Annotated in this window: 19 protein-coding genes and 1 tRNA gene; 6 read left to right on the forward strand and 14 right to left on the reverse strand. The window is 60.1% G+C overall.

Annotated elements, in window-relative coordinates:
• Positions 1 to 6: 6 nt before the first annotated feature.
• Entirely contained in the window at positions 7 to 1,464 is a 1,458-nt protein-coding gene (locus tag OCK01_RS00290) for an NAD(P)H-hydrate dehydratase (protein ID WP_263822201.1), read from the reverse strand.
• A gap of 361 nt (positions 1,465 to 1,825) precedes the next feature.
• On the opposite strand from OCK01_RS00290, the gene OCK01_RS00295 reads away from it, so the two are divergent.
• Together OCK01_RS00295 and glnA are read left to right on the forward strand one after the other, a co-directional pair.
• Positions 1,826 to 2,164 (forward strand): P-II family nitrogen regulator, encoded by a 339-nt coding sequence (locus OCK01_RS00295; protein ID WP_137153622.1) that lies wholly within the window; start codon positions 1,826 to 1,828, stop codon positions 2,162 to 2,164.
• A gap of 70 nt (positions 2,165 to 2,234) precedes the next feature.
• A complete protein-coding gene (gene glnA / locus OCK01_RS00300; protein WP_263822202.1) occupies positions 2,235 to 3,644 on the forward strand; it encodes a type I glutamate--ammonia ligase in 1,410 nt (469 codons plus the stop codon).
• A gap of 72 nt (positions 3,645 to 3,716) precedes the next feature.
• Here the strand turns inward: glnA and OCK01_RS00305 are convergent, their stop codons facing one another.
• Genes OCK01_RS00305 through OCK01_RS00315 form a run of 3 tightly spaced genes read right to left on the reverse strand, consistent with a single transcriptional unit; the run spans position 3,717 to position 6,354 of the window.
• Positions 3,717 to 4,253: a GNAT family N-acetyltransferase gene (locus OCK01_RS00305; RefSeq protein ID WP_263822203.1), complete on the reverse strand. Its 537-nt coding sequence runs from the start codon at positions 4,251 to 4,253 to the stop codon at positions 3,717 to 3,719.
• A complete protein-coding gene (locus OCK01_RS00310; RefSeq protein WP_263822204.1) occupies positions 4,250 to 5,284 on the reverse strand; it encodes a TAXI family TRAP transporter solute-binding subunit in 1,035 nt (344 codons plus the stop codon). Before OCK01_RS00310 ends, OCK01_RS00305 begins: the two co-directional genes overlap by 4 nt.
• A 14-nt stretch (positions 5,285 to 5,298) precedes the next feature.
• Entirely contained in the window at positions 5,299 to 6,354 is a 1,056-nt protein-coding gene (locus OCK01_RS00315; protein WP_263822205.1) for a hypothetical protein, read from the reverse strand.
• A 132-nt stretch (positions 6,355 to 6,486) separates the two neighbouring features.
• On the opposite strand from OCK01_RS00315, the gene hspQ reads away from it, so the two are divergent.
• Both hspQ and OCK01_RS00325 read left to right on the forward strand, forming a co-directional pair.
• The gene (gene hspQ, locus OCK01_RS00320) at positions 6,487 to 6,816 is read left to right on the forward strand and encodes a heat shock protein HspQ (RefSeq protein ID WP_263822206.1); all 330 of its coding nucleotides are present in this window, start codon (positions 6,487 to 6,489) and stop codon (positions 6,814 to 6,816) included.
• A gap of 120 nt (positions 6,817 to 6,936) precedes the next feature.
• A complete protein-coding gene (locus OCK01_RS00325; protein ID WP_263822207.1) occupies positions 6,937 to 7,884 on the forward strand; it encodes a phosphoribosylaminoimidazolesuccinocarboxamide synthase in 948 nt (315 codons plus the stop codon).
• A 171-nt stretch (positions 7,885 to 8,055) separates the two neighbouring features.
• Here OCK01_RS00325 and OCK01_RS00330 read toward each other — a convergent pair whose 3' ends face one another.
• The 3 genes from OCK01_RS00330 to metG are packed head-to-tail and all read right to left on the reverse strand — an operon-like array spanning position 8,056 to position 11,215.
• Positions 8,056 to 8,859 carry an MBL fold metallo-hydrolase gene (locus tag OCK01_RS00330; RefSeq protein WP_263822208.1) on the reverse strand — a complete coding sequence of 268 codons (804 nt, stop codon included), beginning with the start codon at positions 8,857 to 8,859 and terminating at the stop codon, positions 8,056 to 8,058.
• A 15-nt stretch (positions 8,860 to 8,874) separates the two neighbouring features.
• The gene (locus tag OCK01_RS00335) at positions 8,875 to 9,660 is read right to left on the reverse strand and encodes a TatD family hydrolase (RefSeq protein ID WP_263822209.1); all 786 of its coding nucleotides are present in this window, start codon (positions 9,658 to 9,660) and stop codon (positions 8,875 to 8,877) included.
• A 7-nt stretch (positions 9,661 to 9,667) separates the two neighbouring features.
• Positions 9,668 to 11,215 (reverse strand): methionine--tRNA ligase, encoded by a 1,548-nt coding sequence (metG, locus tag OCK01_RS00340; RefSeq protein WP_263822210.1) that lies wholly within the window; start codon positions 11,213 to 11,215, stop codon positions 9,668 to 9,670.
• A 250-nt stretch (positions 11,216 to 11,465) separates the two neighbouring features.
• Here metG and OCK01_RS00345 point away from each other — a divergent pair, with 250 nt between their 5' ends.
• Entirely contained in the window at positions 11,466 to 12,266 is an 801-nt protein-coding gene (locus OCK01_RS00345; protein WP_263822211.1) for a sulfite exporter TauE/SafE family protein, read from the forward strand.
• 12 nt (positions 12,267 to 12,278) lie between these two features.
• Here the strand turns inward: OCK01_RS00345 and OCK01_RS00350 are convergent, their stop codons facing one another.
• The 4 genes from OCK01_RS00350 to OCK01_RS00365 form a co-directional block, all read right to left on the reverse strand.
• The gene (locus OCK01_RS00350) at positions 12,279 to 13,310 is read right to left on the reverse strand and encodes a DNA polymerase III subunit delta' (protein WP_263822212.1); all 1,032 of its coding nucleotides are present in this window, start codon (positions 13,308 to 13,310) and stop codon (positions 12,279 to 12,281) included.
• Positions 13,307 to 13,993 (reverse strand): dTMP kinase, encoded by a 687-nt coding sequence (tmk, locus tag OCK01_RS00355; protein WP_263822213.1) that lies wholly within the window; start codon positions 13,991 to 13,993, stop codon positions 13,307 to 13,309. The genes OCK01_RS00350 and tmk overlap by 4 nt, the downstream gene beginning before the upstream one ends.
• 52 nt (positions 13,994 to 14,045) lie before the next feature.
• A complete protein-coding gene (locus OCK01_RS00360; protein WP_263822214.1) occupies positions 14,046 to 15,191 on the reverse strand; it encodes a D-alanyl-D-alanine carboxypeptidase family protein in 1,146 nt (381 codons plus the stop codon).
• A gap of 106 nt (positions 15,192 to 15,297) precedes the next feature.
• Positions 15,298 to 16,323, reverse strand: a complete 1,026-nt coding sequence (locus OCK01_RS00365) for a septal ring lytic transglycosylase RlpA family protein (protein ID WP_263822215.1) — start codon at positions 16,321 to 16,323, stop codon at positions 15,298 to 15,300.
• Between the two features lie 260 nt (positions 16,324 to 16,583).
• On the opposite strand from OCK01_RS00365, the gene OCK01_RS00370 reads away from it, so the two are divergent.
• Positions 16,584 to 16,712, forward strand: a tRNA-OTHER gene (locus tag OCK01_RS00370).
• Positions 16,713 to 16,837: 125 nt separating this feature from the next.
• Here OCK01_RS00370 and OCK01_RS00375 read toward each other — a convergent pair.
• The 3 genes from OCK01_RS00375 to OCK01_RS00385 all read right to left on the reverse strand — a co-directional run bounded on the left by OCK01_RS00375 (position 16,838) and on the right by OCK01_RS00385 (position 19,526).
• Entirely contained in the window at positions 16,838 to 18,823 is a 1,986-nt protein-coding gene (locus OCK01_RS00375; RefSeq protein WP_263822216.1) for a calcium-binding protein, read from the reverse strand.
• A gap of 210 nt (positions 18,824 to 19,033) precedes the next feature.
• A complete protein-coding gene (locus tag OCK01_RS00380; protein WP_263822217.1) occupies positions 19,034 to 19,285 on the reverse strand; it encodes a hypothetical protein in 252 nt (83 codons plus the stop codon).
• Positions 19,275 to 19,526 carry a hypothetical protein gene (locus OCK01_RS00385; RefSeq protein WP_263822218.1) on the reverse strand — a complete coding sequence of 84 codons (252 nt, stop codon included), beginning with the start codon at positions 19,524 to 19,526 and terminating at the stop codon, positions 19,275 to 19,277. The genes OCK01_RS00380 and OCK01_RS00385 overlap by 11 nt, the downstream gene beginning before the upstream one ends.
• Between the last annotated feature and the right edge of the window lie 527 nt (positions 19,527 to 20,053).

The following is a 20,053-nucleotide window of genomic DNA, read 5'->3' on the forward strand; positions in this document are numbered from 1 at the left end:
GTCAGATCAGACATCAATAAAATTGATGAGTGTTTCCGCCGTCAGTCCCCTGCCCGCGCGTTGCCCCGCCTCGCCATGATGCCAGACGGCGCCGCAAGCCGCCTCGTAGACCGGTACCCCCCGGGCCAGAAGCGCCCCGCAAAGACCGGCCAGCACATCGCCTGAACCGGCGGTGGCCAGCCAGGGCGGAGCATTGGCGTTGATCGCGGCGCGACCATCCGGGGCGGCGATCACGGTGTCCGCGCCTTTCAGGATCACGGCGGCGTTGGCGCGGGCGGCCGCCGCCAGCGCCCGGTCGACCTTGGACAGCGTATCATCGGCAGCAAGATCCGGGAAAATCCGGGCGAATTCGCCATCATGCGGCGTCAGGATCAGTCGCGGCTCTCCGGCAAAAGCCTTGAACAGCCGATCGGGATCGTCGCGAAAACTGGTGATCGCGTCAGCGTCCAGAACGAGGCGACGATCCTTCAGCGCCAGCGCGAATTCCCTCGCCTTTTCGCCGACGCCGAATGCGGGACCGAGCACGAAAGCGTTGAGCCGGGCATCGTCCAGAATCGTTTCCAGTTCCGCCAGGCTATCGGCCGTCTTGAGCATAATGGCGGTCAGGTGGGCGGCGTGAACAGGCGCGGCGTCCTCGGGCGTGATGATGGTGACAAGCCCTGCCCCGCCACGCAATCCGGAGGCGGCGGCGAGCCGCGCCGCGCCGGTCTGCATTGCGCCGCCGGAAAAGACAGCCAGCGAGCCATGGCTGTATTTATGCCCGGCCGCAGATTTGTTCGCGAGGCGGTCGCACCAGAGATCGGGCGCATTGATGCGGACAGGACCCGCATGCTTGTCGAGCAAGCGGCGGGGCACGCCGATATCGGCGATCTCGATCTCGCCGCACAGCGCCCTGCCGGGCATCAACAACTGTCCTGGCTTGGCGGCGACGAATGTTACGGTCACATCCGCTTCGAAGGCGCCGCCGCGCATTCGGCCGGAATGTCCGCAGACGCCCGAGGGCATGTCCACCGCAATGACCGGCGCGCCCGCCGCCTTCACCTTGGCCGCAAGCGTCATCACGTCGATCGAAAGGTCACGCGACAGACCGGCGCCGAAAAGGGCGTCGATCACGACATCATCAGGCGCTGGCTGATATTCCGCCAAAGGCTGCGGTGCGCAGCAGGCGTCGGCGCGCGCGCGCCTGGCGTCATCGGTGGTCGGCGGGGCGAGCGCAAAGACGGCGATCTCCGCGCCGGCCTCGGCCAGCGCGGCGGCAGCCACATAGCCGTCGCCGCCATTGTTGCCGGGCCCGCACAGCAGCACGAAGCGGCGCGCGCCCGGATAGCGACGGAGCGCGGCGGCGGAGGCCGCCCTGCCCGCTCGCGCCATCAAGGCGTAGCCCGTTATGCCCGACGCGATGCAGTCGGCGTCAACAGCCGATACAGCCTGTGGTTCAATTAGCATACTATGGTGATTGCTCATCGTTTGAGCATCCTAGAAATATCGCAGGGCGAGCGACGTCGCGATTCTCACCGCTACACTTTGTTCACCGGCAAAATAAGATGAAATTATAATCATTTGCATAGTTATTCACCGACCCCCCCACCCCATAGCAATATCCGATTTACCTCTTATGAGACATTGCGTCCCATTCTGGGAGGAAAATGGGAGTTGTGCGTTTTTTTCTCTTTTTTTTTGGCTGATTTTGCGCATGATCGCGAGGGACTTGCAGAATTTCAAGCAAAATTCGCGCTTGTTGTGTAGATCTGGCACGCGATGTGCATTTATCGAGGCGAGCGGGAGCAACTCGCTTTTAACGGGAGAAGCGGAGAGACATTTTCTCATGAAAAAGATCGAAGCGATCATCAAGCCGTTCAAGCTTGATGAAGTGAAGGAAGCCCTTCAGGAAGTTGGACTGCAAGGCATCACGGTGACCGAAGCCAAGGGTTTCGGCCGTCAGAAAGGCCATACCGAACTCTATAGAGGCGCAGAATACGTCGTCGATTTCCTTCCGAAAGTGAAGGTGGAAGTCGTGCTGGCGGATGAAAATGTCGAACGTGTGATCGACGCGATCCGCAATGCCGCCCAGACGGGCCGCATCGGCGATGGCAAGATCTTCGTCTCGAATGTCGAGGAAGTCGTGCGCATCCGCACCGGCGAAACAGGCGTCGACGCGATCTGACGCCCAATAAGACCAAGCCTGCCGGGCAACGGCAGGGAGGAAACATCGTCATAGCAAAGGAAAAACTTCGATGACGACTGCAAAAGACATCATGAAGCAGATCAAGGACAACGACGTGAAATTCGTCGACCTCCGCTTCACCGATCCCAAGGGCAAACTGCAGCATGTGACCATGGACATTTCGGCCGTGGACGAAGACATGTTCGCCGATGGCGTCATGTTCGACGGCTCCTCGATCGCCGGCTGGAAGGCCATCAACGAGTCCGACATGGTGCTGATGCCGGATCCGGCCACCGTGCATATGGACCCGTTCTTCGCCCAGTCCACCATGGTCATCCTTTGCGACATTCTCGACCCGATCTCGGGCGAAGCCTATAACCGCGATCCGCGCGGCACGGCCAAGAAGGCAGAAGCCTATCTCAAGGCCTCCGGCATCGGCGACACCGTGTTCGTCGGCCCGGAACCGGAATTCTTCGTGTTCGACGACGTCAAGTACAAGGCCGATCCCTACAACACCGGCTTCAAGCTCGATTCGTCGGAACTGCCGTCCAACGACGACACCGATTACGACTCCGGCAATCTCGGCCACCGTCCGCGCGTCAAGGGCGGCTATTTCCCGGTTCCGCCGATCGACAGCCTACAGGATATGCGCTCCGAAATGCTGACCGTGCTGTCGGAAATGGGCGTCGTGGTCGAAAAGCAGCACCATGAAGTCGCCGCCGCCCAGCACGAGCTCGGCGTCAAGTTCGACACGCTGGTGCGCAACGCCGACAAGATGCAGATCTATAAATATGTCGTGCATCAGGTCGCCAACGCCTATGGCAAGACAGCCACCTTCATGCCGAAGCCGGTGTTCGGCGACAACGGCTCGGGCATGCATGTCCATCAGTCGATTTGGAAGGACGGCAAGCCGACATTCGCCGGCGACGAATATGCCGGGCTTTCGGAAAGCTGCCTCTATTACATCGGCGGCGTGATCAAGCACGCCAAGGCGATCAACGCCTTCACCAACCCGACCACCAATTCCTACAAGCGTCTGGTGCCGGGTTATGAAGCGCCGGTTCTCTTGGCCTATTCGGCCCGCAACCGTTCGGCTTCCTGCCGCATTCCGTTCGGCTCTTCGCCGAAGGCCAAGCGCGTGGAAGTCCGCTTCCCCGATCCGGCCCAGAACCCCTATCTCGGCTTCGCAGCCATGCTGATGGCCGGCCTCGACGGCATCAAGAACAAGATCCATCCCGGCAAGGCCATGGACAAGGATCTCTACGACCTGCCGCCGAAGGAACTGAAGAAGATCCCGACCGTCTGCGGCTCGCTCCGCGAAGCGCTGGAAAGCCTCGACAAGGACCGCAAGTTCCTCACCGTCGGCGGCGTGTTCGACGACGACCAGATCGACAGCTATATCGAGCTGAAGATGCAGGAAGTCATGCGCTTCGAAATGACCCCGCATCCGGTCGAATTCGACATGTATTATTCCTGCTGATCGGTTTTCAGCCACAACATATGAGAATGGCGGGGTTTTTCCCCGCCATTTGCGTTTCAGAAGTTCAAAAACTCAGGGCTTCGGATGCCGGTAGACCAGGCAGGGATCGCCATTTGGCGTCGGCGCTGTTGGGTCGAGAACCGCACCCATACGCTCCGCCAGCCGCCGCGAGGGATGATTGTCCGGATCGATATAGGAGACGAGCGTCGCCACGCCCGCCTCCCGGAAGGCGAAATCACGGGCAGCGATCGCAGCTTCCGTGGCGTAGCCCCTACCCTCGAACCCGTCGAACAGCAGCCAGCCGAGCTCTGTCTCTGGATAATCGACCGGATGATGCACGGCGACCTCGCCGATCAGGTCTCCCGTCTCGGCGAGTTCCAACGCCCAGCCGCCGAAGCCGTGCACAGGCCAGTGGCCGATCACATTCATGAAGCCGTCCCATACCTGCCGTGGCTTGAGGCGACCGCCGATGAACCGCGCTCGATCGCCGCCATAGATGGTCAGGAGGTGTTCGAAGTCCTCGATACGGTAGGGACGCAGAAGCAGACGATCCGTCCGGATGAGCGGCGCTTCGAGACGCCTGGCGCTCGATGAAACATCACCAGTCACTGTTTCAGTCGTTCTTTCAACAGCTTGAGGTAATCGTCGTTTTCGCCGCTCTCGGCGTTCGCCGGCTCCGCCTTGGCGCAGGAAGGCTTGTAATCCGCCGCGAGCCCCTCCTTGACGCAGACGCCGACCTTCCAGCCGGGCGGGATCGCGGTCAGGTCGACGCTCTTCCATTTCGGATGACCGCTTTCCTTGAGTTGCGCGAGATTGTTGACGATCAGGTTGGAGAAATCCGCCACCGCCTTGCAGCTGTCGCGATGATAGGCGTTGCGGGTCTTGTCGTAATCGAAGGTCATAAGCACCGCCTTGACCGAGACGACGTCCACCGCTTCCTTCTGGAACGGATAGGACTTGGCGTCGATCGTGGCCGGGATATAGGTCGCGAGCAGCGGCGCTTGCGTGATCGGCAGGAGGTGAAATTTAGCGCCGTCGATCTTGTCGCTGTCGAACAGTGCCGCCGGCGCGCCGGCGACATAGAAGAAGGCGTCGATCTTGCCCGCTTCGAGATCCTTCAGCGCCTGGTCCTGGTTGATCTCCACCTGCGTTGCGTCGATATCGAGAATGTCGAGGATCAGGGTGGCTGTCAGAAAGGTGCCGCTGTCGCGCACGCCGACCGCGACTTTCTTGTCGGCGAGATCCTCGATCGTCTTGATTTCGGTGCGGGCGAGCACATGCACTTCCTCGTTATAGAGGGGGAACATGATGCGCACGCCTTTGACCGCCTGCTGGATCTCGGGATCATTGGCCTCGAATGTCTTGAGATAATCGAGCACGTCGCTCTGCACGATGCCGAACTGGGTATTCTTGCGCTTGCGGACGCTGGAAAAGTTCTCCAGCGACCCGGCGCTTTCCACCACGTTCAGCGTTTGTCCGCATGCCTTGCCGAGAGCGGCGATATCGCGACCGATCTTGATATAGGTGCCTTTCGGTCCACCGGTCATGATGTTCTTTTCGAGTTCCGCCGCGCCGGCGCTCGCGCCGAACAACAGGCAAGCCGACATCAACCCGGCGGAAAACCACGTCGCGATACCCATCCGTTCCCTCCTCGTCAGCATGCTCCGCGCAGATCGCGCAGCAAGTTGCGCAACGCCGCAGCCGGCACGCGCCCGTAAACCGATTTCAACGCATCCGTGACGCATTGTCCATCGCTCAATAGTTCGAGAAGCGTCTTCTGCTTGGCGGGCGACAGATTGTCGTAGCCCGGCATATCCTCGAGCGCGCTCTGCACGTCCTCGGGATTTCGCGGATTTGCGGGATTTTCCGGTTGCGGGTCGGGCTGGGTGTCGGGCTCTTCATGACGCGGTCGTCCCGGTTCGGCATCCGCCAGTTGTTTCTCCAGCGCCGCGACCTGTCTCGTCAACCTGACGATGTCGGTTTCGAAATCCTTTGCCCTCTCCTCGGCCCGCGCGCGATCCGCCGCCTCGCGCTCGACGCGATCGCGAAGCTCCGCTGCCTCGATTTTCAACGCTCTGAAATCACGCTGCAATTGCCCCGCGTCGCCCAGATTGGCCCGGGCTTCCCTCAGTTCCGCCGCCAGGACGTCGCGCTCGCGCGTGATGCGATCGAGTTCCGCCTGCGCATCTCCGCCATCGGCGAGCGCCGCGCGCAGATCCTTGATCGCGGCGTCTCGAGCAGCGACGGTTTTCTGAGCGATCGCAAGGTCGGCCTCCGCCTGATCGAGCGCCTTTTGCGCGGCCGCGAAATCCTTGGCCGCCTTGTCGGCGGCCTTGAGCCGGGCGCGAAGATCCTTGTTTTCCTTCGCCAGTGCGGCGTCGTCCTCCGAACCCGCGCGCAATCGATCGTTCTCGCTCTGCAGGGATTTGATTTCCGCATCGAGATCGCCGAGTTCGGCCTCCAGCGATTTTTCGCGCGAGGCGGCCTTGTCCGCCTCGGCTCTCACGGAGTCCAGATCGGTCTGCAGATCGGAGATCGTCTGGTCGCGCGCTTCGACCGCCGCGCTCGTGTCGCCCTGGACATAGCGGGCGGCTCCATAGCCGCCGCCGGCGCCGATCACGAGCGCCAGAACTGCGGCGACCAGCGCGCCTGCCGAACGACCCGGATTTGGCCCGGTGGGACCGGCGTCCCTACCCCATTGATTGGCCATGAAAACTCCTTATGCGATGAGAGCCGCTTCATATGCCGCGGCCGATTTGCAGACTGTTATGGCGCGGTCGGCGCGACTTGAAAAGCCGCCTCGTCGGCACCAAATCATGGGATCATCAATCGAGGTGCGGATATGCGTGAAAGAGTGGCGAAATACCAGATCGGCCAGGTGGTCCGGCATCGGGTGTTTCCGTTCCGCGGCGTGGTCTTCGACGTCGATCCGGAATTTGCGAACACCGAAGAATGGTGGAATTCGACTCCGCCCGAAGTCAGACCGTCAAAAGATCAGCCGTTTTATCATTTGTATGCCGAGAATGCGGAATCGGCCTATGTCGCCTATGTCTCCGAGCAGAACCTCGTGCTCGATGAAAGCGGCGACCCCTTCCGGCATCCGGCGGTTCTGGCCAATTTCGACCCCGAAAGCCGTACGCAATACCGGCCGAAGGCGCTGCAAACCCATTGAACCTGCAACGCGGACAAAGCCTCGTTTCGGCTTGACCTTTGCCCGTGGCGCTGATTAATCGGCCCATGGGCGTGGGGCCTCCTGCGCAGACGAACTCTGTTTGGAAAGGCTGACCGCGCGATGACCGGGCTTCCCGTGCTGGACGATGCGTACATTCCCGAATTGCCGAATTATTACAAAGGCAAGGTGCGCGACAATTACGACCTGGCCGATGGCGCCCGGGTCATCATCGCCACCGACCGTCTGTCGGCCTTTGACCGTATCCTGACCGCCATTCCCTACAAGGGCCGGGTGCTGACCCAGACGGCGCGACACTGGTTCGAACTGACCGCCGACATCTGCCCAAATCACGTGATCTCCTATCCGCATCCGAATGTGGTGATCGGCAAGCGGCTGGACATCCTGCCGGTGGAAATCGTGGTGCGCGGTTATCTCGCCGGCACGACCTCGACCTCGATTCTCACCAAATACAAGGCCGGCGAGCGCATGATGTATGGCGTCACACTCCCCGACGGCATGCGCGACAATGAAAAGCTTCCCGAAGCGATCATCACGCCGACCACCAAGGCCTTCGACGGCGGCCACGACGAGCCGCTGTCCGGCGCGGAGATCCTGTCTCAGAATCTCTTGACCGAAGAGCAGTGGAACACGGTGTCGTCCTATGCCCTCAAGCTATTTGCCCGCGGCCAGGAGCGCGCCGCGGCGCAGGGTCTCATCCTCGCCGACACCAAATACGAATTCGGCGTCGACGCCGAGGGCACGATCATCCTCGCCGACGAGATCCATACCCCGGATTCCTCGCGCTATTGGATCGCCGAGACCTATCAGGCGGCTCTCGAAAGCGGAAAGCGTCCGGCGAGTTTCGACAAGGACTTCATCCGCGCCTGGGTGGCCGAACGCTGCGACCCGTATAAAGACGCGATCCCCGCCATTCCGGCCGAACTGGTCGAGCAGGCGTCGAAGGTCTATATCGACGCCTTCGAGATGATTACGGGCAAGAGCTTCGACCGTGAGACGGGCGGCGCGACGCTGGCGGATATCAGGGAGAGCCTGAAGCAACTGTTCTGAGGTTTACGCTGCAGTTGTATGCGGCGTGGTCCGCTTACATCTCGGATCGTCACCCTCGGGCTTGTCCCGAGGGCCTGCCGACAGACGCGTTGCATTCGACGATGCCGCTGCCGATGCTCGCCACAAGGGCGAGCATGACGATGGATGAGTCGGCGGCTGGGCCCTGAAGGCTTAAAACTCCACCTCGATCCGCATCCCGTCAAACGCCGGCTCGACATGATCGGGCGTCTCCCGCATCACCGTGTCGTAATCGAGCGGGATATGCATATGGGTGAGGATAGCCCTCTTCGGAGCGATCCGCTCGATCCAGGCAAGCGCCTGTTCGAGCGACAGATGGCTTGGGTGGCGGCGATATTGCAGGCAGTCGATCACCAGCACGTCCAGGCCGACCAGTTTTTCCAGAGACTCCTCGGGAAAATCGCTGACATCTGTGCAATAGGCGACATTGCCGATGCGAAAGCCGAGGGAATGGGCGTCGCCATGCTGCTGGATCAGCGGCAGAAATGGAATCGCCCCGCCGGGCCCGGGAACCTCGAAAGTCTTGGCGATGTCGATCTCATGGCTGCGCGCGATCGGCGGGTAGGAACTGCCGGCTGGCGTCTCGAATATGTATCGAAAGCCCTCGATCACCCGCTCCATCGTTACCGGATCGGCCCAGACCGGCATGCGATGCTCGTTCTTGTAGACGAAGGATCTGACGTCGTCGATGCCGTGCAGATGGTCGGCATGGGCATGAGTCAGCACCACGGCGTGCAGATCCTCCGCGCCGACCGCCACCATCTGGCCGCGGAAATCAGGACCGGTGTCTATCACCACCGAGGTCAGTTTGCCGTCATCCGACCATTGCTCGACCAGCATGGCGGCGCGGGTGCGACGATTCCTGGGGTTGTTGGGGTCGCAGGCGCCCCAGTCGCCAGTGATGCGCGGCACGCCGGGCGAGGAAGAGCATCCGAGAATCGTAAAGCGTCGCTTCATCAGCGAGGTTCTCCGTCAGGCGACACGCGTCATCTTGGAAAAGCAGCGGAAGGCGTTGTCGGTGGTGAGTTCTGCGACCGCCTCGACGCTCACGCCGATCGTCTGGGCGAGCACCTCGGCCGTGTTGACCACATAGGACGGCTCGTTGCGTTTTCCGCGCCAGGTTTTCGGCGCGAGATAGGGCGCGTCCGTTTCCACAAGCAGCCGGTCGCGCGGCACGGACGCCGCAATGTCGCGGATGTCCTGCGACTTCGGGAAGGTCAGGATGCCCGAGAAGGACACATAGCCGCCCAGTTCCACGCCGACCCGCGCCAGTTCGGCTCCTGACGAGAAGCAATGGAGAAGGAACGGAAACGCCCCGCCTTTTTCCGTTTCGTCCTTCAGGATCGCCGCCATGTCGTCATCGGCGGCGCGGGAATGGATGACGAGCGGCAGGCCGGTGATGCGGGCGGCGGCGATGTGCCGGCGCAGACCCGTAGCCTGCTGTTCCGGCGTCGCATAGTCGTAGAAATAGTCGAGGCCCGCCTCGCCGATCGCCACGCATTTCGGATGCTCCGACAGCGCGACCAGGTCGTCGGTCTGGATGTCGGGTTCTTCATGCGCGTGGTTGGGATGCGTGCCGACCGAGCAGAACACCTGCGGATAGGTCTCGGCGATCGCCTTGATGCGCTCGAAGCGATGCACCAGCGTCGAGATGGTGATCATCTGGGCGACGCCGGCCGCCCGGGCGCGCGAAACGAGCTCGTCGCGCTCGGCGTCGAAATCCGGAAAGTCCAGATGGCAATGCGTGTCGATCAGCATTCCCGCCTCACGCTTTCGGCGGGAAATATTTCGGGAACACGCCGGTGGGCGGCGCTATCGTCACGCCGCTCTTGACGCGGCCGTTTGCGCCGAGCGAGGCGAAGTCGCGGCTCGTGACCGACTCGCCGAAGAGATCCAGCAGCTTTTCGGCCGAGGCCGGCACATAGGGCTGCAACATCACGGCGATCTGGCGCACCACTTCGAGCGTCACATAGAGCACGGTCGACATGCGGGCGACATCGCCGGATTTCGCCAAGGCCCAGGGCGCCTGCGCTGCGAAATAGCTGTTGGCTTCCGAAGACACGGCGAAGACCGCCGACATCGACTTGTGGATCTGCTGCGTCGCCATCTCCGTGCGGCAGATCTCGATGGCCTTGTCGGCGAGCGCGATCAGCGCCTCGTCGTCGGCCGTCAGCGGGCCGGGCTCGGGAATGACGCCTTCGAGATTCTTCGACACCATCGACAGCGAGCGCTGGGCGAGATTGCCGATATTGTCGGCGAGATCGGCATTGATGCGGTTGGCGATCGCCTCCTCGCTATAGGAGCCGTCCTGGCCGAAGGAGACTTCGCGGAGGAAGAAGTGGCGCACCTGGTCGCAGCCGAAATGCTCGACGAGATCGAAGGGATCGACGACATTGCCGACCGATTTCGACATCTTCTCGCCCTTGTTGAGCAGGAAGCCGTGGGCATAGACGCGCTTCGGCAACGCCACGCCTGCAGACATCAGGAAGGCCGGCCAGTAGACGGCGTGGAAGCGGATGATGTCCTTGCCGATGATGTGGGTTGCAGGCCAGAACTTCCAGCGCGCATTGTCCGTGTCCGGATAGCCTGCGGCGGTGATGTAGTTGGTCAGCGCGTCGACCCAGACATACATGACATGCTTGGGATCGCCCGGCACCGGAATGCCCCAATCGAAGGTAGTGCGCGACACCGACAGGTCCTTGAGACCTGATTTCACGAAGGACAGCACTTCGTTGCGGCGCTCGTCAGGGCCGATGAAATCTGGCTGCGCCTCGTAGAGCGCGAGCAGCTTGTCCTGGTAGGCCGAGAGGCGGAAGAAATAGCTTTCCTCCTCCACCCATTCCACCGGCGTGCCCTGCGGCCCGTAACGCACGCCATCGGCGCGCAGCTCGGTTTCGCCTTCCTGATAATAGGCCTCGTCGCGGACCGAATACCAGCCGGAATAGCTGTCCTTGTAGATGTCGCCGGCCTCGACCATCTTGGTCCAGATCGCCTGCACGGATTTGTAATGCCGTTCTTCCGTGGTGCGAATGAAATCGTCGTTGGAAGCGTTGAGCAGCCCGCCCATGCGGCGGAATTCGGCGGAGTTGCGATCAGCCAGTTCGCGCGGCGTCAGATCCTGGGCGCGCGCGGTCTGCTGCATCTTCTGGCCATGCTCGTCGGTGCCGGTCAGGAAGAACACCTCGCGCCCGTCGAGCCGCTGGAAGCGGGCCAAGGCGTCCGTGGCGATCAGCTCGTAAGCGTGGCCGATATGCGGCTTTCCATTCGGATAGGAGATCGCGGTGGTGATGTAAAAGGGCGAATTGTCGATCATTCGCGGTCATGCCTTGCTTGTCGTTTACGGTTGTTGCAGCGCTTCTAAGCCTTATTTCGCACGGCTGCAAACATGAATCGATTTCCCGGTCCAAAACAACGCGAAGCTTAGCGATGCGGGGATAGCGCGCGCCATTTGCTTGACTCGACCGGGATCGGCGACTAGTCGGATAAGTGTGGGGCGCCCTGTTGTGAAACGGCAAGGCGAAAGGCGCGATGCATTGCGATCACCGCGCGCGAAAGGGATTGAGTTGGACTTCCTGCATAATATTGATCCGCTGTATTCGATTTCCGGCCTGTTTGTCGGCATTCTCGTGGGGATTACCGGTGTCGGCGGCGGATCATTGATGACGCCGCTGCTCGTCGTGCTGTTCAACGTCCATCCCGCCACGGCTGTCGGCACCGATCTTCTCTACGCCGCGATCACCAAAAGCGCCGGCACGGTCGTGCACGGCGCCAACAAGACCATCAACTGGGCGATCGTCCGCGTTCTCGGCATGGGCAGCGTGCCCGCCGCCCTTGTGACGCTCTATCTTCTGTCCGGCATCGATCGCAAAAGCATCGGCGCCGTCTCCTTGATCACATATTCGCTCGGCTGGATGCTGTTTCTCACGGCCTTCCTGCTGTTGTTTCGCAATCAGATCGTGGCCCGGGTCACGGAATGGCGGCAGCATAAGCCGCCGGTCTCGCCGTCGATGGTGACGGCGCTGACATTCGTCCTCGGCGTCGTTCTCGGCACTTTGGTGACGTTGACGTCGGTCGGCGCCGGCGCTCTGGGCGTCACCGTGCTGCTGATGCTATATCCCCGCCTGCAGATCCGCGACATCGTCGGCTCGGATATCGTCCACGCCGTGCCGCTCACGCTGGTCGGCGGCATCGGCTACTGGATGATCGGCGAAATCGACTGGATGATGCTGATCTCGCTGCTGCTCGGCTCGATCCCCGGCATCATCATCGGCAGCCATATCGCGCCGCGCATGCCCGATCGACTGATCCGTCCGTTCCTGGCCGCCACGCTGGCGCTGGTGGGCCTCAAGCTGGTGATTTCCTGAGCGCTGCGCGCTTTACAGTCGTCCGGCGATTTCGCCCATCAGCGTGATCACCGTCTGCTTGCGATCGAGATTGTAGGCGTCCGACGCGCCGATCTGTTCGTCCATCGTCGCCTTCAATTGCGAGAGATCGAACGCTCTCGCGACGTCGCCCTGAAGGGCCGCGGCGCGGGCCCGGCCTGACACTTCCATGCCCAATTGGTCGATGAAGAATTCGTAGAGGATGTCGCCGTCCTTCTGGGCCACCACATCGGCGATCTTGTGGATGGCGCGGCGGCGCGCCGGGCCTTCTTGCCCCAGTGCAGCCCTCATCGCGTCCAGCACGTCGAGACCGCCGTAATTCAACAGCTTGATGGCCTGCGAGACCGAACCGCCCGCCAGCGCCAGCAGCCGATCCCTCACGTGCTCCGGCGCCGATAACCCGAGATGAGCCAAGGCCGAAACAAGATCGTCGTCGCCGAGAGGCTTCAGGCTCACCGCGAGGCATCGCGAACGGATGGTGGGCAGGAGCTTGCCCGGCGCATGCGAGAGCACCAGGAACATCGACCGCTTCGGCGGCTCCTCGAGCATCTTCAGGATGGCGTTGGCGGCGCTGCGGTTAAGGTCGTCGGCGGGATCGACGATCACGATGCGCCAATTGCCGGTGCCCGAGGTCTGTGAAAAGAACTTCCCCGCGCGGCGCACCTCATCGACGGTGATCGCGGTCTTGGCCTTGCCCGTCTTGGCGTCGACCGGCCGCGTGAGATGCAGGAGATTATGCGACGCGCCCTGGGCGATCTGGCGGAACATCGGATGCCCCGGATCGGGATCGGACATCTGCGTCGGCGCGGCGAGAGGATCGGGATGAGCGAGGATATGGTTGGCGAAACGAAAGGCGAGCGTCGCCTTGCCCACCCCTTCCGGCCCTTCGAGCAGCAGCGCGTGATGTCCTTTGCCGCTCGCATAGGATTCGGCCAGGAATATCTGCGCCTCGGCATGGCCGAACAGGCGGGTGTTTTCCTGCGGGGCGATCGCCCCGTCGAGCAGAGTGGAGGGAGCCGCGCTCACGCTTCGCCGGTCTCCCGCACCCGGTGCGAGTGGATCGGCAACAGGCTCTCGACGATCTCGAAGATCCGGTTGTGCACGGCTTCCGGCGGCCAGGCGGCGTCGACGACGCGACACCGTAGAGGTTCGCGGTCCGCGATGTCGAGAAAGGCCTCGCGGCGCTTCTCGTGGGTGGACACTTCTTCCTTCTCGAAACGATCGGGGGCAGCGGCGGCGTTTTCACCGCCGGCCCGCGCCTTTGCCCTGCGCAGGCCCTCCGAGGCGGGCAGATCGAGAATCAGAGTGCAATCCGGCATCACGCCGTTGATCGCCACTCGTTCGAGATTGTCCATGAACTCGGCTTCGAGATTGCCCGTGACGCCTTGATAAACGCGAGACGAATCGATGAAGCGGTCGCAGAGCACCACCGCGCCGCTGGTCAGCGCAGGCCGGATCACTTCCTCCACATGATCGTTGCGGGCCGCGGCGAACAGTATCGCCTCCAGACGCGCGCCATGGGATTCCGCTGCGCCCGAGAGCAGCACATGCCGGACGGCTTCGGCGCCGGGGGAGCCGCCGGGTTCGCGCGTCACCAGCACATCCAGTCCCATGCGTCTGAGACGATCGGCGAGAAGCCGGATCTGGGTGCTCTTGCCGGCGCCCTCCCCGCCTTCGAACGTCACGAACAAACCTTGTCTTGCGGCCACGCGCGGGCTCCATTCTTGCCTTGCATGCTCATAACCAAGCCGGCGGCATCCGTCAAAGCCAGAAGAACATCATTTCCTTCAAACCATCCCAGGCTCGCGACGACAAGGATCCGGCGCCGACCGGCGCCGAAGCGTAGACAGGCCTTTCGAGGATCTTCCGCTCTCCCAATCTGAGTTCCATCGCCCCGATCTTCTGCCCCTCGGACACCGGCGCCGTCAGCGGCCAGGTGTAGAGGATGCGCGCCCGGACCTTGTCTTCGGCGTCGACCGGAACGAAGATATCCACGTTCCTGTCGGCCTTGAGCGGCACTCGAGCCTTGTCGCCGCCGTAAACGGGCGCTTCGGCCACCGTTTCATCCTCGCGAAACACCGTCCGCCGCGCGAAATTGGTGAAGCCCCAGTCGAGAATGCGGCGCGTCTCCTCAAGGCGCTCCTTCTCCGAGGTCAGCCCGCTCATCGCCAGATAAAGCCGCGTCCCGTTGCGCGCCGTCGTCGCCACCACGCCGTAGCCTGCGCCTTCGGCGAATCCGAGCGCCATGCCGTCCAATCCGATTCCCATCTTGATCACCCGGTTTCTCTGCCGGATCTTGTTCCACTCGAAATCCTCCTCGCCATAGAGACCTTTCCGATCGGGATAGGCGGAGCGGATATGCAGGGCGAGTTTCGCGAGATCGCGGATCGACGTCTTATTGCCGGGATTGGGCAGACCGTTTGAATTGGCGAGCGTCGTGGCGGTCAGGCCGAGTTCCTTGGCCCGCGCCGTCAGTTTTTCGGCGAAGGCGGCGTCGGAGCCCGCAAGCCCCTCGCCCAGAATGATGCAGGCGTCGTTGGCGGCATGGACGATCACGCCGCGCAGCAGATCCACGACGCTGATCTCCGAATTCAGCGCCGCAAACATCGTGGAGGTTCGCGACAGGGCGCCGCCGGTTCTCCAGGCGTATTCGGAGACTTTGTAGCGATCCTCCGGCTTGATGCGCCCTTCCTTCAACTCCCGGAAAACATATTCGGCGGTGAGCAGTTTGGCGAGCGAGGCGGGCGGAATGACCGCATCCGCCTGTCGCTCGAACAGCACGGTGCCGGTGCTCTCCTCGATCAGCAGGATTTCCTTCGCCTTCGTCTCCAGCGGCGCCGCCTGGACGACGCCGAAACCGGTGATCGAAAAAACGATCGCAGCGAACAGAAATAGCAAGACTGGCATGACGATCCGGATCTGTGTTGCGCGCCTCACCCTACGCGAATTGGCTGTGGCGCCAAGGGGCCGACGCCGGGATTGGAAACGACCGGGGCGATTGCAACGGGGGCGTTCAGTTGCGGCGCTCGACCGATTTGCGGATCGCCTCGGCGTTCAGCCCGCCCCTGCCGACCAGCACGGCGTCGAAGGGCGCGGCCTGCGCCGTCTCGACGCGCATTTCCGCATAGGCCGACAAGGTGCCCAGGCTCTGCCCGGTATATTGCGGTCTCTCGACCGGAACGGGGCCGAAATCAGGCAGTTGCACCATCGTCTCGAATTCGGAGAGGTCGCCGGCCCAGGCCGGCGTCGCGGCGGGTTCGACATAGGCCACCGAAGCGACCCGCGTCACGGCCGGTTTCGGAACGACGGGCGCCGCCCGCACGACCTGGCTCGGCGTAAACGTCGCGTCGTTGGAGGCCACCATCACGCCCGTGGCGATCTGGCCGCCGGGATTGCGGCGGATACGTTCGCCCTTCGGGATATAGGAAGCCATCAGGAAAGCCTGGTCGCGACCATCCAGCCGAGCCCTGCCGACATATTGCACCTGCACCTTGGCGGTGCCGTGGTGACGCATGTCCAGCATGTCGGCGGCCTTGTCGGAAATGTCGATGATTCTGCCCGGATGATAAGGGCCGCGATCATTGACCCGGACGATCAGGGACGAACCAGTCTGGAGATTGGTGACGCGCGCATAGCTGGGCAGCGGAAATGTCGGATGCGCGGCGGAGAGCGAATACTGGTCGTAGATCTCGCCATTGGCGGTCAGCCGACCATGAAAGGCCGAGCCGTACCACGACGCCAGTCCCACCTTGTTGTAGGACTTGTCTTCCTTGGGCTGATACCACTTGCCCTTGACCTTGTAGGGCTTGCCGACCATTTCGCGACCGCCGCCCTTGGGCGGATGCTTGCCCTTGTAGACGCGGGGGCTGGCTTTGACGCCATATTCGCTTTCCGCGAAATATTCCTTGCCGTGCGACCGCTTCTTGCCGACCGTCTTGGTGGTTCCGCAGGACGCAACGCACAGGCAGAGAACCGCCAGCGCCGTCCATTTTCCCGCTCCAGCCCAAGGCGCGCCGCGCCGCTCAGTCTTTACCGCCATATGCTATCTGCGCCCCGCGCCGCCAGATTCATTTCGTTTCAGAACGCATCCCGCCGTCTCCGGCGATCCAATGCGCTTCTGTTAACTACGGTTGGTAAAAACATGCCAACATCCAGGCGGAATTGCGAACGGAATTGGGATGCAGGGCGGGAAATTGCTCGTTATGGTAAACGCGAAGTTAACGCTGCCCAATGCGGACGAATGCATCCCCCCACCGATGTTGACGCCGCGCGCGAAGCTGCTAAAAGGGCAGCCGAAGCGGATGGGTGTCCGAGCGGTTTAAGGAACCGGTCTTGAAATTCGGTTTTGAACGTCCCTCCCTCTTTGTTCTCATGCCGGCTAATACCGAGAGTTCTCGGAAACTATTGAGAAAAATCTCTTCCTGTCCTCCTTCATTTTTTTCTCTGCTACCGAGTTGGGTAGCAAAATGGTAGCGAGGCGTTTGCTTTATGTTCCCACGCTTTTATCGTTGAGGGCGGCATACTAAAGTGCTGCCGCCCTCCCCCTTACAGGGTCAAAGTTCGAACCAGCCTTCTGAGATAGACGGGCTTCCTTTGAGGAAAATACCGAAATCCGCGCGCCTGTCGCCATTCGTATCAGCGAGGATGTAAGTGCCCCCGTTGCTTTCCTCATAACGGAGTTGGCCAGCGAAGCCAGAGAAAGAGCGCTCGCCAATGTATGTGAACTGCTGATACCCATCTTTGCCGGTCTTGGCATCAATAGCCGACAGATCGATAACGTCGCCTTTTTCCCCGTTGAAATCAGTGATGGTATCCCATTGCTTCTTCGGAATACGCGCATAATCTTCAAGAAACACGAAGGTGTCCTGGCCGAGACCGCCGGTCATTTTATCGACGCCCTGATCCCCGTAAATCGCGTCGTTCCCTTTGCCTCCATCCAATTTATCGTTGTCTTCAAACCCCCTGAGGACATCATCCCCATCCCCGCCATATACGATATCAGCGCCTGACCCACCCCTTAGCAGGTCCTTGCCACCACCACCGTAGATCAAATCATCACCTGAATACCCGATAACGCTGTCGTCGCCAGCATCACCAAACAGTTTGTCGTTGCCTCCATCTCCAAAGAGGTAGTCTGCCCCTTGGCCTCCACGAACTGTGTCTTTTCCGTAACCGGCAAGTATTTCATTGGCGAGCGCGTTTCCGGTGACGACATTATTTTTCGCATCACCCGTAAATGACTGTTGGTGCGTAGTCATCTGAAGGTTGCCAACAGAGGCGGCGGTGACGAAATTCTCGTAGTATACGGTGTATTTCTCCTTGAATGACCCAAATTCATATTCTGATGTGTCCGAAAATATGAGTATATTTGCACCGCCGCCGAGCGGGACTGAACCACCGGCAAGTTGGAACGGATCTGAATTCCATGATCCACTTATATCCTGGCCTAATATCTTTACACCAATTGCTGCCTCTATTTGTCCAAAAAGAATTTTATAATCTAAAGAGGAGGTAAGATTTAGATATGTATTGTTGGAAATTGTGCCACCAACGTCATACCTAGCCTCAACTGTGAACGAACCTTCACCCTCAGGAGATTGAAATTTGAATTGATCCCCTAGATTGCCGGTAAGCGTTTCACCAAGGCTGCTTTTGAGAGTGACGTCGACATCCGGTGTAAGCAGAAAGTCTTGCTTGAGCGCCGCGTTGACGGTCAGACGCGCATCGATCAGGCCATACTTTATTAGCGCTTTCGCATATCCGAACCCTATGTTGGCATCCAAGCCAATCTGTCCAGACAGGAGTTGGGGCGGAAGTGCGAACGCAGAGAGAAGTGCCGCATCAAGGTCAAGGCTTGCAGTGAGAAAAGCATTTGATACGCCTGACACTTGAATTTGCCCGAATTCCCCAACACCCGGAATATATTGTTGAGAAGAATACGACATCGTGGGCATCTTGCCACCTATGGCGCCATACAGAAAATCAACATTAAAGCCGTCTTTTAGAGCTTGTCCGCTAATATCGATTAGATTAACACGCTCATCTATATTCAGAATACTTGTTGTGAAACTGTCACCTCCACTAATTTCACGGACACCGCTAATTCCAGCTTTGGCGCTGTATCCGCCAAATAGATCCGCCTTCAGCTTTGCAGCCAAGTCTACTTTGACAAAGCTATTTACAAGATCAAAAGTATCAACGGTTAATGTCGATGATGGGGCAGAGTAATTTTTCAGATCAACAACCGCACCGCTTTTGTAGGCATCATTCTTATTAGAAGTCGCTGCATTGACAGCGATGTCAACTGAGCCGTTTATATCTCCTAAATCCAGTTTGGCCTGCCCTAACAAGCCAAAGCCCATTTCGTAGTTGAGCCCAACCCATGCCGATGCCTCGGCATAAAGGGTTCCACCAAACCCAAAGCCGGGACGAAATTCATTTGAGCCAGACGTTGAGTAATATAGATCCGAGAAATCGTAATCCAGGCTTCTAGGTCCGTTCTCACCCCACATACCCGCATCGAAATTCACTTTTGCCATATCTTCCTCGCCCGGCTTTGAGTGTTTTATTTAAGAAACTATTAATTGCCGATGCGTGTCAAGGGCAGGTACTCCGGCAAGGAGACAAGGTGCTTTTGCGCAAGCAAAATCCCCTAGTTGACAATTACAGAACGGGTTTTTCGCATCTTATGTTGCCGCGACTGTCTCGCTTCGAAACATTGCTGGGAGAGGATGGTCTAGAAGCACGCGTTAACCGGTTGGAATGCGCGCAACATTTTTTAATAAATACGGCGGCGGCGCCAAAAGCCTGTTGAAAGCCGCAACACATTTCGCCCGATCTTCCGGCGACAGGCTCTTGAACTGGTAGACGCTCATTCCAAGCCCATAAGCGGCAGCCGTTTCTGCGAACTTGTTCCGCCGGACCCGGTTCAGGCGCGCCAACTGCCAATCATTCAAATGGCGCATGATCCCGACGCCCTCGATATGGATCTCACTGACCATCGCTTAGCGCCTTCCCTGCCCGGCTTACACCTGTAGACGATACCGAATAGTCCATTTGCATACCCTTGAACGTGAGTTCGAATTGTCTTCCCAGGGTATCGGCAATTGCCTCCGCAAGCGCCTCCCTCGCCTGTTCCTTCTCGGCCACGTTCTTTCCCGTCATGGCGCGAAATTGGGAGGCGGGAGCCATGGCAAGGGCGTGACCGATGTAGAGGACGGGATCATCTGTCTTTTTGGGCATAGGACAATAATCCAAAGCTTGGGGATAATGTCCTAAATTTAGCTGCTTTTCTGATGAACGCAAGCTGGTCGGTCAGCTGATGGTTCGTTCGCACGGACTAAAACAGGCTGATAAACCAAAAACCGGCGCGGATCAGGGTAGATCATTGCGATCGAACCGCGCCGGTTATCCGCGAGAGCGGATCGGTTTGTAGCACTGTAGGTTTGGCCGGACTATCACGGCAACTACTTTTTGACACTGACTAGACGTATAAGGACTTCCTTATATAGCTGTGCGTGAGAAATTTCATCTGGGCATCGTTTATCATATTCCAGTTCATAGCGGCGCATTCGGGAATTCTCAGCCGTTTTCTACTTAGCGAACGATGAGGCGGACCCAAGCAGCCCGGCTTTGAACGTTGCCATTCCCCCGCCCTCGACAATCTGCCACGCCACTGAAGCCCTGAGTCGGCCTGAGTCTATCAATGGGTTCGAACTTCCCTTCTGCCGGATGGTGCTTGGCGCGTTCGGAGGTGACTGCAAGGCGGT

It is taken from the genome of Rhizobium sp. TRM95796 (assembly GCF_025779995.1).
Lineage (GTDB): Bacteria > Pseudomonadota > Alphaproteobacteria > Rhizobiales > Rhizobiaceae > Rhizobium_E.

What these genes read in the sequence shown, in the direction of transcription:
- OCK01_RS00310 (WP_263822204.1), bottom strand. Translation starts at nt 5,284, where the DNA reads ATGGGTATCGCGACGTGGTTTTCCGCCGGGTTGATGTCGGCTTGCCTG.
- OCK01_RS00315 (WP_263822205.1), bottom strand. Translation starts at nt 6,354, where the DNA reads ATGGCCAATCAATGGGGTAGGGACGCCGGTCCCACCGGGCCAAATCCG.
- OCK01_RS00375 (WP_263822216.1), bottom strand. Translation starts at nt 18,823, where the DNA reads ATGGCAAAAGTGAATTTCGATGCGGGTATGTGGGGTGAGAACGGACCT.
- OCK01_RS00385 (WP_263822218.1), bottom strand. Translation starts at nt 19,526, where the DNA reads ATGCCCAAAAAGACAGATGATCCCGTCCTCTACATCGGTCACGCCCTT.
- hspQ (WP_263822206.1), top strand. Translation starts at nt 6,487, where the DNA reads ATGCGTGAAAGAGTGGCGAAATACCAGATCGGCCAGGTGGTCCGGCAT.
- OCK01_RS00325 (WP_263822207.1), top strand. Translation starts at nt 6,937, where the DNA reads ATGACCGGGCTTCCCGTGCTGGACGATGCGTACATTCCCGAATTGCCG.
- OCK01_RS00335 (WP_263822209.1), bottom strand. Translation starts at nt 9,660, where the DNA reads ATGCTGATCGACACGCATTGCCATCTGGACTTTCCGGATTTCGACGCC.
- metG (WP_263822210.1), bottom strand. Translation starts at nt 11,215, where the DNA reads ATGATCGACAATTCGCCCTTTTACATCACCACCGCGATCTCCTATCCG.
- OCK01_RS00360 (WP_263822214.1), bottom strand. Translation starts at nt 15,191, where the DNA reads ATGCCAGTCTTGCTATTTCTGTTCGCTGCGATCGTTTTTTCGATCACC.
- OCK01_RS00380 (WP_263822217.1), bottom strand. Translation starts at nt 19,285, where the DNA reads ATGGTCAGTGAGATCCATATCGAGGGCGTCGGGATCATGCGCCATTTG.
- glnA (WP_263822202.1), top strand. Translation starts at nt 2,235, where the DNA reads ATGACGACTGCAAAAGACATCATGAAGCAGATCAAGGACAACGACGTG.
- OCK01_RS00295 (WP_137153622.1), top strand. Translation starts at nt 1,826, where the DNA reads ATGAAAAAGATCGAAGCGATCATCAAGCCGTTCAAGCTTGATGAAGTG.
- OCK01_RS00365 (WP_263822215.1), bottom strand. Translation starts at nt 16,323, where the DNA reads ATGGCGGTAAAGACTGAGCGGCGCGGCGCGCCTTGGGCTGGAGCGGGA.
- OCK01_RS00330 (WP_263822208.1), bottom strand. Translation starts at nt 8,859, where the DNA reads ATGAAGCGACGCTTTACGATTCTCGGATGCTCTTCCTCGCCCGGCGTG.
- OCK01_RS00290 (WP_263822201.1), bottom strand. Translation starts at nt 1,464, where the DNA reads ATGAGCAATCACCATAGTATGCTAATTGAACCACAGGCTGTATCGGCT.